Genomic DNA, 12207 nt, shown 5'->3' with positions numbered 1-12207 from the left:
AAGGTTTTAGGTGAAGCTATATAATATGAAGTCCCTCCTTTAACTTATCTAAAGGAGGGTTTGCCATTTCTAGAAAAGAACTTGGGTGTATGGAATTCGTGAGATTGTTATTTTGTATAAAAGTCTATTGCGTTAATTAAATAGTTCAATTGATGCTAATTTATTATTTCTAATTGGAAAAATAGCTGGTTAAGATTTTTGGGATTAAATATGTATTTACTCTTTACTTGCTTTTTTATCACTTGAGTGGTAAAGTGATAGTAAGATCAACGCTAGGAAGTGATGAAACATGCGTGAAAATACGATAGGATCGTTAATATGGCTACGTTTAATACGATTTACGAACCAAAGTAATCAAATGTCAAATGAGTTTTTAAAACGTTTTGATTTAACAACAGCCCAATTTGATGTGCTTTTGCAAATACGGACTTATCAGCCATTAACACAAATGGAGTTAGCAGAAAAGGTTACCGTTACACAAGGCGGTATTTCTCGAATGTTAACACGTCTTGAAAAAGAAGGATATATTATACGAAAACAAGATTGGAAAACGAAAACAATTAGTCTTACAGAGCAAGGGGAAGCGGCTTTAGAAAGAGCATTGCCAGAGCAACTTGCATTTCAATCATCATTTTTTGATGATGTATTAAATGAAGAAGAGCAGAAAATACTATACGAGTTGATGTCAAAAGTTCATAAGCATAGTGAAAAAAAAGAATTACCGAATGAGTAATTTTTTTTACTTAATCAATTGACTAATCAAGTGATAAAGGGGAGGGAGTTTTATGTATACAATTCCAGGACATCACCACATTTCTATGGTGACTAAAAATGCGAAAACGAATAATAATTTTTATCGAGATGTTTTAGGATTACGCCGGGTGAAAAAGACAGTCAATCAAGATAATCCATTTATGTATCATTTGTTTTATGGTGATTTAACAGGGAGTGCCGGAACTGAATTATCATTTTTTGAAATGCCGAATGTAGGTAGAACAATCCGTGGTACAAATGCAATAACACAAATAGGCTTGCTCGTACCTTCAATAGAAAGTCTTACATTTTGGAAGAGACGTTTTGAGTCACTCCAGGTGGCGCATGGGGAAATTACAACTTACGCCGGAAGAGACGCACTGCACCTTGAAGATCCAGATGGTCTACGGTTAGTGCTGTTAAATAATAAAGATGAAGAGGTGCCTGAATATTGGACTGCATGGGATGAATCTTCTGTAGAGCAGAATCATCGTATTTTAGGCATGGGAACAGTTGAAATGACAGTGCGCAGTTTAAATAAATTATCAAAAACATTAACAGGTTTGTTTAGTTATAAAGAAGTATCTCGTTCAGACGATGAGGGGATTTATCAATCTATTGATGGTCAATCTTTTGGAGAAATTTTGGTGAAACAGCAAGATGGAGAGAGTGAAAGACCAGGAAAAGGAAGTATTCATCATTTAGCTATTCGTGTGAAAAATGATGAAGAACTGAGTTATTGGAATGAAGCGGTGAAAGATAAAGGGTTCCAATCAACAGGGATTATCGATCGCTTTTATTTTAAAAGTTTATATTTCCGTGAGTCAAATGGCATTTTATTTGAGATTGCGACGGATGGCCCAGGATTTACAGTAGATTCAACAGTTGAAGAATTAGGAAAAGAGCTGGATTTACCACCATTTTTAGAAGAGAGAAGAAAAGAGATTGAAGAGAAATTAATACCGCTTTATTAAAAGGGAGAGAGCAACTATGGAAAAATACCGTATTGATACAAGTAAGGGAATTGAATTTGGATTATATTCAATTGGAGATCATATTTTAAATCCGCATGATGGCTCGAAAATAAGTGCAGAAAAAAGAATTCATGAACTAATTGAAACAGCTAAGTTAGCAGATGAAGCTGGAATTGATGTGTTTGCTGTCGGTGAAAGTCATCAAGCGCATTTTACAACGCAAGCTCATACAGTTATTTTAGGAGCTATTGCACAAGCTACGAAAAACATTAAAATCGCGAGTTCTGCAACAGTATTAAGCACGTCAGATCCGGTTCGTGTATATGAGGATTTTGCCACAATTGATTTAATTTCTAATGGTCGTGCTGAAATCGTTGCTGGTCGTGGATCTCGTATTGGGGGATATAGTTTACTTGGTTACGATGTAAATTATTATGAAGAACTATTTGAAGAGAAGATGGATCTTTTATTAAAAATAAATAAAGAAGAAAGTGTAACATGGAAAGGGCAGTTTAGAACGCCACTTGAACATGCGGCAATTATACCGAGAGCTAAAAATAACAATATGCCAATTTGGCGTGCTGTTGGAGGGCCACCTGCTAGTGCAATTAAGGCAGGACGCGCAGGTGTACCAATGATGCTTACGACACTTGGTGGCCCAGCTGTTAATTTTAAAGTTTCGGTTGATGCATATCGTGAAGCAGCTGAGCAAAGTGGTTTTGACCCAGCAACATTACCAATTGCAACAACAAGTTTATTTTATACAGCAGAAAATTCACAAGATGCACTTAGTGAATATTATCCCCATATTAATGCTGGTATGCTTGCGCTACGCGGTGGTGGGTATCCAAAACAACAATTTACTAACGCAGTAGATCACCGTGATGCGTTAATGATTGGTAGCCCGCAACAAATTATTGAAAAAATGCTTTATCAATATGAATTATTTGGACAGCAACGTTTTATGGCACAGATTGATTTTGGCGGTGTACCATTTGATAAGATTGAGAAAAACATTGAATTAATTGCTACCGAAATTATGCCGGCTGTTAGAAAATATACAACGAAATAATGATTAAAGTACCGGGAATATAATTTATTCTCGGTACTTTTTTATTTAGTCTGTTTGAAAAATGACAAAAAAACGAATTTTATGTCTAGAGAAAGGGGAGTTTTTTTCTATTTGTGAATAACAATATTGTTGATTTGAATTTTGGAAATACATTTTTCTCTTGACAAAAAACTAGCATATTTCTAGGTTTAATTCGAGGACATTTTTCAAGGAGAAAGTCAAGCGTATGAAGAGAAAAACATAATAACAATTGATATAAGAGTGTGTTGTATGTTTGAAAAGTACGTTTTTAAAATGTGAGAAATCTAATTCAAAAAAATTACAAAAGACATATTTCAGACAAAATCCTGTCAATAATACGTCAAAAATCACCTGAATTTATTATGTAAGTATATTATACAATTCGATTAACGAATAAAACACTACTGAAATAGTGAAAAGGTAAATCGTATGAAGAAAGTTCTTTTGTAATTATCTAAAAAACTGACAATCTATATTTTCAGAAAGTACATAAACGAATTTATCTTTTTGTATTTCCAAATGATTGAATTGTTCGTTATGAAATGAATTCATACAATTCAATCGATATTACGATATAAAAAAATATGAAGGAAGTGACTTTAGCATGGAAACGCTCGAATTGGCACGAATACAATTTGCATCAACAACGATTTTTCATTACTTTTTCGTTCCGCTGTCTATAGGTTTAGCTTTTATCATTGCGTTAATGCAAACGTTGTATGTGGTAAAGGGACAAGAAATTTATAAGAAGATGACAAAGTTTTGGACACAAATATTCCTTGTTAACTTCGCGGTAGGTGTTGTAACAGGTATTTTACAAGAATTTCAGTTTGGTATGAACTGGTCAACGTATTCACGTTTTGTTGGTGATGTTTTCGGACCATCACTTGCAATTGAAGGTTTATTAGCATTTTTCATTGAGTCTACATTCCTAGGTTTATGGGTATTCGGTGAGGATAAACTTCCGAAGCGAGTTCACCTTTTATGTATTTGGCTCCTCTCAATAGGAACAATGTTATCAGCATTTTGGATTTTAACTGCAAGTGCATTTATGCATGCCCCAGTAGGATATGAAATGGCAGCAGATGGACGTGCACAAATGAATGATTTTTGGGCGATTATTCAAAATCCACAATTATGGGTGCAATTCCCGCATACAATTACAGCGGCGATTGCAACTGGTGCATTCTTTATTGCAGGTGTAAGTGCATGGAAAATATCAAAAGGCCAAGAAACTGCGGTGTTTAAAAAATCGTTCCGAGTTTCTATCGTTGTTGGAACAATTACAACTGCATTGGTATTATTTTTCGGTCATGCACAAGCACAAAATTTAATTAAGACACATCCGATGAAAATGGCAGCAGCTGAAGCATTATGGAATACGAGTGAGGATCCAGCTCCATTTACAGTATTTGCAAAAATTGATACAGAGAAGAAAGAAAATTCGTTTGAAATTCAAATCCCTTATATGCTAAGTCTATTGTCATACGATAAATTTAGCGGTCAAGTTGAAGGGATGAATCAAATTCAAAAACAATATGAAGAAAAATATGGACCTGGAGATTATATTCCGCCAGTACATACTATGTTCTGGAGTTTTAGAGCGATGGTAATGAGTGGAACATTCATGCTTCTTTTAGGAATGTACGGCTGGTTCTTATCAAGAAAAGATCGCTTAACTGAAAACCCTTGGTATTTAAAAATAATGGTATATGCAATTGCACTACCGTTTATCGGTAATACAGTAGGTTGGATTATGACTGAAATGGGACGTCAGCCTTGGGTTGTCTTCGGTGTTATGAAAACAGAAGATGCTGTATCTCCAAACGTTTCATTTGGAGAAGTATTATTCTCTCTTGTTTCATTCACATCACTATATTTAATTGTTGGAGGAATTACTGTTTACTTATTCGTTCGTATCATTAAAGGACATGCGAATAAGAAAACGAAAAAGGATTATCAAAGCCATGATCCATTTGATAAGGAGGAAGAGTATGTTATCTCTTAATGAGTTGTGGTTTCTAATTATCTCAACCTTATTCGTTGGCTTCTTTGTACTTGAAGGTTTCGATTTTGGTGTAGGAATCGTTTCAAGGTTTTTAGGGAAAAACGATTTGGAAAAACGTATATATTTAAATACAATTGGGCCGTTTTGGCACGCAAATGAAGTATGGCTTGTTTGTGCTGGTGGCGCTATGTTTGCGGCATTCCCGCACTGGTATGCAACTTTATTTAGTGGGTTTTATATTCCATTTGTGTTTATGCTTCTTGCATTAATTATAAGAGGTGTTTCCTTTAAATTCCGTGCGAAAATAGAAAATCATAAATGGAAGAGTTTCTGGGATTGGGGCATGTTTATTGGAAGTTTGCTACCTCCTATACTTTGGGGAGTTGCAATCGCAAACTTTATGACAGGTGTACCAATTGATGGAAGTAAAAATATGGTAGGCGGATTTATGAAATTACTTCACCCATTTGCGTTACTTGGGGGAGTTATGTTTCTTCTTCTATGTATTGTTCATGGTTTGCAATTCCTTACTATACGTACAACAGGAAAATTACGAGAACGCGCACGTATTGCCGCGACAAAGATTGCACCTTTTGCATTAATAACACTTCTTGTTTTTGCAGCTGGAGGGTTATGGAAAACAGATATTTTCACCGCACATGGTTCAGAGTGGCTAATGGTTCCAATTGGAGCTTTTGTAGCGCTATTTGTTTCTACTTTATTAAATAAAAGAAGAAGAGATGGTTGGGCTTTCTTTATGACGAGTTTAACAATCATTTTGTTAAGTGCAAGTGTGTTCATCGGTATGTTCCCGCGTGTCATGATTAGCTCATTAGGAGCGGTAAATGATTTGACAATTTATAATGCGGCATCAGGACCTTATGCATTAAAATTGATGAGCTATTTTTCTCTTGCTATTTTACCGTTTGTTATCGGTAGTCAAATATGGAGTTTCTATGTATTTAGACAACCTGTTAAGTCAGACAAAGATTTGGAGTACTAATGAAAAGAAAAAGAGGACTTCCGTCGTATCCTGGTAGCCGAGTTTTATATGTAACTTTAAGTCTTATTAGCATTTTAGAGGCGTGTAGTATCATTGCGCAGACAGTATTTTTAGCACGAGCAATCACATTTTTATTTCATGGAGAAACAGTGCAAGCTGTGCTAAATGAAACTGTTTATTTTGGGATCACGTTTGCAGCACGCCAAATGTTAGTGCGAACATCGCAAATATTGGTTGAGCGTTTCGCTGAAAAAACAGGATTTGCATTACGTAAACAGTTAATAGAAGCATATTTTACGTTAGGGCCGAGATTTGTCCAAACGAATGGGACTGGTCATCTGGTTACTTTATCGATAGAAGGTATTGAGAAACTTAAAACATATATTGAATTGACAATTCCTAAAATGATTAGAAGTAGTATCGTTCCAGGGCTAATTGTTCTATATGTTTTTACACTGGACATTAAGTCTGGAATCATTTTAGTTGTAACGATTCCAATTGTGATCATATTTATGATCCTTCTAGGATTAGCAGCGCAGAAAATGGCGGATAGCCAATATGAGACATATCGTGTACTTTCTAATCATTTTGTAGATACGTTAAAAGGATTAGAAACATTAAAGTATTTAGGGAAAAGTAAACAGCACGAAGGAAAGATTGAAAAAGTAAGTAAACGATATAGAAAAGCAACGATGCGTACTTTGCGAGTTGCTTTTCTTTCTTCTTTTGCATTAGATTTCTTTACGAGTTTATCAATTGCATTTGTAGCAGTTGGATTAGGGATACGGTTAATAGATGGGACAATTATACTGTTGCCAGCTCTTACGATTTTAATTTTAGCGCCGGAATATTTTCTGCCGATTAAGCAAGTTGGAGCGAATTATCATGCTACATTAGATGGACAACTTGCAATGGAGCAAATAGAAGAAATTTTACAGAAACAAAAAGAAATAGAAAAGAAAGATTCAAATGTAGATATAGTATGGAATTCTTCTAGTAGTTTGAAATTACAAGATGTAAAAGTAAATAATGATGAATCTGAAAAGGCTATATTAGAGGGAATTGATTTTACTTGGCAAGGTAACGGTGCTATAGGCATTATTGGTGAAAGTGGGGCAGGGAAATCAACGTTAATCGATGTGTTAGCAGGATTTCTACCGCCTTCGGGTGGGAAGATGTTAGTAAATGGTGTGGAAATTGGTGAATCTACTCGAGAAGATTGGCAAAAAAATATTGCTTATATTCCGCAGCAACCTTATATTTTTCCGCTTTCATTAAAAGATAATATTTGTTTCTATGAAACGAATACAATTGATGAAGAAGTTGAGAGAGTTATTAATGAAGTTGGTCTTCGTTCGCTCGTTGCATCATTACCACATGGGATGTACGAAAGAATTGGAGAAGGTGGACGTATGCTTAGTGGCGGACAAGAACAACGTGTCGCTATGGCACGTGCACTTTTAAGTAAAAAGCCAATCATTTTATTAGATGAACCTACAGCACATCTTGATATTGAAACTGAATTTGAAATAAAGCAATCGATGTTACGTCTGTTTGAAGGTAAGTTAGTATTTCTTGCAACGCATCGTCTGCATTGGATGAAGCAAATGGATCATATTCTTATTTTAAATAAAGGGGAAATTAAAGAAAGTGGAACATATGAAGAACTTTTAAAGAATGAGACATTACATTTTCATAGGGAAGAGAGGGGAGAGCGATGAGTAATTGGATTAAACCTTATATACAGCAAAATAAAGGTAGAATGACGTTGACTATTTTCCTCGGGCTTCTTGGAGTTAGTTCAGGTGCGATGCTACTTTTCATTTCAGGTTATTTAATTTCTAAATCTGCTCTCAGACCAGAAAATGTAATGGCTGTATATGTTCCTATAGTTGCAACGCGTGCGTTTAGTATAGGGCAAGCTGTCTTTCATTATTTAGAACGTTTAGTAGGGCATGACGTCGTTCTACGAATTTTAGAAAAAATGAGAACAAAACTATATAGAATTGTAGAACCACAGGCGTTATTTTTACGCTCTCGATTTCAAACTGGTGATGTACTAGGTGTATTGTCTGATGATATAGAACATTTACAGAATCTATATTTACGTACAATATTCCCTAGTATATTAGCGTTAGTTGTATATAGCATTTTCGTAATTGTTATAGGTGCATTTGACTTAGTATTTGCACTTATCGCAGCTTGTATGTTAGCTGTTATTGTTTTTCTTCTCCCATTCGTATCACTACTTTTGATGAAACGAAATCATGTTGCTTTGAAGCGAGGAAGAAATCGTTTGTATCAACAATTGACAGATGCTGTATTTGGGTTATCTGATTGGCAGGCGAGTGGTAGAAAAGATGAATTTATTAATGAGTATGTAGCGCAAAATGTCCAGTTGTTAAAGACAGAAAAGAGAGTGAAACGCTGGTACCATATTCGAGACAGTATCATTCATTTAATAGTCGGCATTGTAGTTATTTCAATGATTATGTGGACTGGAAATCAAGCGGCAAGTGAACAGATTGCACCTACAGTTATCGCAGCTTTCGTATTAATGACATTATCTGTGACAAATGCGCTTATCCCTATATCAGATGCTATTGATCGAATTCCATCTTATGTAGAATCTGCTCATAGGCTTAAAAGCGTAGAAAGTGATATCATTTTGCAAGATGGAAATGAGTTACCTGGAGATAAAGATTACGTTGCACAAAAACATATAGATATTGAACTGAGTAATGTGTCGTATAATTATCCGGATAGTAATGAACCTGTATTAAAAGATGTATCATTGCAAATAAAGGCAGGAAAGAAAATTGCTATTTTAGGTAGAAGTGGAACAGGAAAATCTACTTTACTAAAACTGTTAACTGGTGCGCTACGTCCGGTGAGTGGGCAAGTTATATTGAATGGTGAACAAGCTCATACGGATTTTTTGTCAAAATATATTTCTGTATTAAACCAAAAACCACATTTATTCGATACGACAATTGGAAATAATGTGCGGATCGGTAAACCAGAGGCTAATGATGAAGAGATATGGAAAGCTTTAGAGAAAGCACAGCTAGCGCCGCACATTGCTTCTCTTCCTGATGGATTACAAACAAAAATGCATGAAATGGGAAAGAGGTTTTCTGGCGGAGAAAGGCAAAGAGTAGCATTTGCAAGAACTCTTATGCAAGAAGCATCGATTATTGTGCTTGATGAACCAACTATCGGTTTAGACCCTAAAACGGAATTAGCCTTAATAGAAACAATGTTTTCTGCAACAGAAGAAAAGACTGTTATTTGGATTACACATCATCTTGTAGGAATTGAACATGTAGATGAAGTTATTTTCCTTGATAGTGGCCAAATCGCTATGCAAGGTAGTCACGAACAGCTACTGAAAGAAAATGAGAAATATCGTAGGTTATATGAGCTTGATAAAGGTAAATAGGAATGAAATGCAAAAAAACACAAATTCTTGGTAGTTCAAGGTTTGTGTTTTTTTGTATTTGTGGTGAAATCATATAAGCCGTATAAGCTATTTGATCATGAAATGGTTATATATTGTTAGAAAGGGTGTTTAAAACCTATCCTTTCAAGGCAATACTTGAGCCATAGTGAATGGATTGTTGGAAGGCGTGATTATATGTTTGAAGAGGATGGCATTGTTTTAATACTGGAGCCTGCTGATGAGCGGAATATGAGGAAATTTATTTTTACAGTACCGAAGTCAGTTTATGAAAAAAAAGAAATTTTATTACATTACGGAACACCTTTAGGTCAAGGATATACGGACATTATAGAAGATATTATTAGTGTACATATAGACATAGATATTATAACAGTAATAGGGCATGTGAGAGGATAAAGAGAAACTTTAATTAGTGAGAGCTATACGTACCTGGAAAACAGACGTACTTAAAATAAGTATGTCTGTTTTTATATTTAAATGAAGATAGTTTCGAGGTACATGTTGAACAGGATAATAATGATTTTTCTAGAATGTATAAGAGGAAGATTAAAAAAATAAGATATGATGTGATAAAGTGTATAAGAAGAAAATAAAGTGTTTATAAATGAATAAAAGTATGGCAATTATTTAGGAGGTAAAAATGAAGTTTACAAAAACAATGTTACTTTCAATTGTAGTTTCAATTGGTTTGATGGGATGTTCGCTAGTAGAGGAAGGGAAGAACTCCATAGATTACGCTCAAAAAGCGACAGACTATGTAAATGAAATAAGTGCATTTGCAAATGAAGCGCCAGCATTAGCAGAAAAGGCTGTTAATGATGGGGAAGCCCGGAAAGAACTAGAAACGAAACTTACTGAAATTAAACAAGATATACCAGCTTTTAATGAATTAACACCACCAGATGTAGCGAAGGATCTTCACCAGCAAATCGTCGGGTATAATGAAAAGTTAAATACATTAATTGATACATCTATGACAAAGATAGAGGAAGGGAAAATGAATGTAGAGCAGTTTAAAAACTCTGAGCTTATGCAGACGATAGAACAAGTTCGTGATTTGAAAGATAAGGTTCAAAATTTAGGGCAATAACAAAAAGATCCGTTTATCATAAACGGATCTTTTTGTTATTGAATACAATAGATGATTACACCAATGACAATAATAATGTTGCCAATGATTTTTCGTTTCGTGATTTTCTCCCCTAGGAAGTACCAACTGAAAATTAAAATGATGATATAACTTAATGATTCTAATGCAGATGCTTGCTTTAATGCCATGCCCTTTAAGGCGATCACATTTAATCCGGCATTAATTACAAATAAAAAGTAGCCGATGATAACATAAGGATTCACATATTCTTTTATTCTAGAATCGTATTGTTGTAAAGTAGCCTTTTTTAATAATATTTGTGAGTAATTGGCTAAAATTATCCCAAATATCAATAATAACATATAACTATTCATCTTTTGTCACCACCACAATTCCGACGATAATAATAGCTGCGCCAAGTATGTGATTCCACTGTATCGTATCTCCAAACAGGAATACTGACCAAAGCATTGACCATAGTATGATAATCCCACGGTGTGAATATGCTCTAGAAATTTCAAAGTTCTTAATGACTTGTTGCCATAGAATTGCATATCCGAATAAAAGTACAACAAGTCCGAAGTAAGCAATAAAAAATGAAATTGATGCAATAGGGAATTGAGATGCCCATTTCATGTAAACCATAATGATAGAATATATCAAGAAGGCTACATGTAGAAATACATAGTTTTTAATAGTTGGTTTCATATATTCACTCTCTTTTACTTTATATACACGTATGTAAACTCGATGTATATAATCAATAGCTTCTTATTATATATAAAAGGCATATTGAAATGATTTTTGTTTATTTCTTCACATTCCAAAATATATAGTATCATGTCTTCTAATGTAAAACAATAGAAGGCAATGCGTAGCTTTAGAGCTGAAAATAATAGAGCTAGTAGAGTTAGATTTTCCACTGTTCTATAATTTGTATCGTTTTATTTGTTGCATCCATCTCTACTTGAATACCTATTGGCAAAGTAATCATTGGATGAGTATGACAACAGTCAAAATCGGCTAGAAAAGGAAGTTTTTGATTTTGTAATACTTCTAATAATATTTCGTAAGGTTTTCTATTTGTACCACAATCATCAAATTGTTCATGTTTTCCAAGGATGATACCTGAAACTTTATCAAAAACGCCGTTAATTTTAAGTGATGAAAAACTTCTTTCGATAGTAGCTGCATCTTTTGAGCTATCTTCAATAAAGAGAATGTCACCATCTTGAATAAGTGGCATATAGGGGCTACCCCACATCGCCATCAAGCTAAAAAATTGTATCCATAAAACGAAAAAAACGCTATTCTTTTTGTAGAAATATACAGAAAGGATGGCGTTTTTGATGAATCCTATCATTTCAAATGAACTGAATCTTTTCGCACAAGAGCTACAATACTTTTTATCTCCAGTATTCCTACAAGATATCGCCAAACAAGTTGGCTTTGTACAGCGATCTAGCAAGTATCAAGCCAACGAACTCATTGCCCTTTGCGTATGGCTCAGTCAAGAAATTGCTAGCACATCACTTACACAATTGTGCAGTCAGTTAGAAGCTTCCACTGGGGTACTTATGAGCTCAGAAGGACTGAATCAACGCTTTAATCCAGCAGCTGTCGCATTTCTTCGAGAAGTCTTTACTTCTCTTCTCACACAAAAACTCTGTTCAAATCACTCACTTTCTGCACACGTGATCTCTACTTTCAATCGTATCCGTATTTTAGATGCAACAGTGTTTCAATTGCCTGACCATTTCGCCACTGACTATCAAGGTTCAGGTGGGAGTAGTAATACCGCAGGCGTGAAAATCCAATTGGAA

12 protein-coding genes and 1 pseudogene are annotated in these 12207 nt (G+C 34.8%); 10 read left to right on the top strand and 3 right to left on the bottom strand.

The genetic code is table 11. The annotated features are described in order from the left end of the window. Positions 1–289 precede the first annotated feature (289 nt). The 9 genes from AC0IXC_RS13385 (at position 290) to AC0IXC_RS13345 (ending at position 10384) form a co-directional block, all read left to right on the top strand. Complete coding sequence (locus AC0IXC_RS13385) at positions 290–733, top strand: MarR family winged helix-turn-helix transcriptional regulator (protein WP_002012331.1); 444 nt, start codon at positions 290–292, stop codon at positions 731–733. 52 nt (positions 734–785) lie between these two features. Next, on the top strand, positions 786–1727 hold the full coding sequence (locus tag AC0IXC_RS13380) for a ring-cleaving dioxygenase (RefSeq protein ID WP_002141341.1): 942 nt from the start codon (positions 786–788) through the stop codon (positions 1725–1727). A gap of 16 nt (positions 1728–1743) precedes the next feature. Then, positions 1744–2799, top strand: a complete 1056-nt coding sequence (locus AC0IXC_RS13375) for an LLM class flavin-dependent oxidoreductase (RefSeq protein WP_002031331.1) — start codon at positions 1744–1746, stop codon at positions 2797–2799. Positions 2800–3424: 625 nt separating this feature from the next. Then, a complete protein-coding gene (gene cydA / locus AC0IXC_RS13370; protein WP_002012335.1) occupies positions 3425–4828 on the top strand; it encodes a cytochrome ubiquinol oxidase subunit I in 1404 nt (467 codons plus the stop codon). Then, positions 4815–5831, top strand: coding sequence for a cytochrome d ubiquinol oxidase subunit II (cydB, locus tag AC0IXC_RS13365; protein WP_326996460.1), 1017 nt, complete (start codon positions 4815–4817; stop codon positions 5829–5831). Before cydA ends, cydB begins: the two co-directional genes overlap by 14 nt. After that, positions 5831–7552: a thiol reductant ABC exporter subunit CydD gene (gene cydD / locus AC0IXC_RS13360; protein WP_002031336.1), complete on the top strand. Its 1722-nt coding sequence runs from the start codon at positions 5831–5833 to the stop codon at positions 7550–7552. The genes cydB and cydD overlap by 1 nt, the downstream gene beginning before the upstream one ends. After that, on the top strand, positions 7549–9273 hold the full coding sequence (gene cydC / locus AC0IXC_RS13355; RefSeq protein WP_471652946.1) for a thiol reductant ABC exporter subunit CydC: 1725 nt from the start codon (positions 7549–7551) through the stop codon (positions 9271–9273). Before cydD ends, cydC begins: the two co-directional genes overlap by 4 nt. A gap of 195 nt (positions 9274–9468) precedes the next feature. After that, positions 9469–9690 (top strand): hypothetical protein, encoded by a 222-nt coding sequence (locus tag AC0IXC_RS13350; RefSeq protein ID WP_002031341.1) that lies wholly within the window; start codon positions 9469–9471, stop codon positions 9688–9690. 244 nt (positions 9691–9934) lie between these two features. Continuing rightward, a complete protein-coding gene (locus tag AC0IXC_RS13345; protein ID WP_002012340.1) occupies positions 9935–10384 on the top strand; it encodes a DUF6376 family protein in 450 nt (149 codons plus the stop codon). A 35-nt stretch (positions 10385–10419) separates the two neighbouring features. On the opposite strand, the gene AC0IXC_RS13340 is transcribed toward AC0IXC_RS13345, so the two are convergent. The 3 genes and pseudogenes from AC0IXC_RS13340 to AC0IXC_RS13330 all read right to left on the bottom strand — a co-directional run. After that, complete coding sequence (locus AC0IXC_RS13340; RefSeq protein ID WP_002135751.1) at positions 10420–10758, bottom strand: EamA family transporter; 339 nt, start codon at positions 10756–10758, stop codon at positions 10420–10422. Further along, positions 10751–11092 (bottom strand): EamA family transporter, encoded by a 342-nt coding sequence (locus tag AC0IXC_RS13335; RefSeq protein ID WP_002086172.1) that lies wholly within the window; start codon positions 11090–11092, stop codon positions 10751–10753. The genes AC0IXC_RS13340 and AC0IXC_RS13335 overlap by 8 nt, the downstream gene beginning before the upstream one ends. A gap of 202 nt (positions 11093–11294) precedes the next feature. Further along, positions 11295–11648: pseudogene (locus AC0IXC_RS13330) on the bottom strand (LD-carboxypeptidase); the annotation flags it as partial. An 85-nt stretch (positions 11649–11733) separates the two neighbouring features. On the opposite strand from AC0IXC_RS13330, the gene AC0IXC_RS13325 reads away from it, so the two are divergent. Further along, on the top strand, positions 11734–12207 hold a 474-nt coding region (locus AC0IXC_RS13325; RefSeq protein WP_471652945.1), incomplete at its 3' end, for a transposase.

The organism is Bacillus sp. AC266 (assembly GCF_979253805.1).
The sequence above is the reverse complement of the archived record's forward strand: the minus strand, read 5'-3'. Positions and strand labels throughout refer to the sequence as shown.

Bases quoted from the DNA above. Each gene is read 5' to 3' on its own strand.
- cydD (WP_002031336.1), top strand. From the start codon at position 5,831: ATGAAAAGAAAAAGAGGACTTCCGTCGTATCCTGGTAGCCGAGTTTTA.
- AC0IXC_RS13340 (WP_002135751.1), bottom strand. From the start codon at position 10,758: ATGAATAGTTATATGTTATTATTGATATTTGGGATAATTTTAGCCAAT.
- cydC (WP_471652946.1), top strand. From the start codon at position 7,549: ATGAGTAATTGGATTAAACCTTATATACAGCAAAATAAAGGTAGAATG.
- AC0IXC_RS13350 (WP_002031341.1), top strand. From the start codon at position 9,469: ATGTTTGAAGAGGATGGCATTGTTTTAATACTGGAGCCTGCTGATGAG.
- cydA (WP_002012335.1), top strand. From the start codon at position 3,425: ATGGAAACGCTCGAATTGGCACGAATACAATTTGCATCAACAACGATT.
- AC0IXC_RS13385 (WP_002012331.1), top strand. From the start codon at position 290: ATGCGTGAAAATACGATAGGATCGTTAATATGGCTACGTTTAATACGA.
- AC0IXC_RS13375 (WP_002031331.1), top strand. From the start codon at position 1,744: ATGGAAAAATACCGTATTGATACAAGTAAGGGAATTGAATTTGGATTA.
- AC0IXC_RS13335 (WP_002086172.1), bottom strand. From the start codon at position 11,092: ATGAAACCAACTATTAAAAACTATGTATTTCTACATGTAGCCTTCTTG.
- AC0IXC_RS13345 (WP_002012340.1), top strand. From the start codon at position 9,935: ATGAAGTTTACAAAAACAATGTTACTTTCAATTGTAGTTTCAATTGGT.
- AC0IXC_RS13380 (WP_002141341.1), top strand. From the start codon at position 786: ATGTATACAATTCCAGGACATCACCACATTTCTATGGTGACTAAAAAT.
- cydB (WP_326996460.1), top strand. From the start codon at position 4,815: ATGTTATCTCTTAATGAGTTGTGGTTTCTAATTATCTCAACCTTATTC.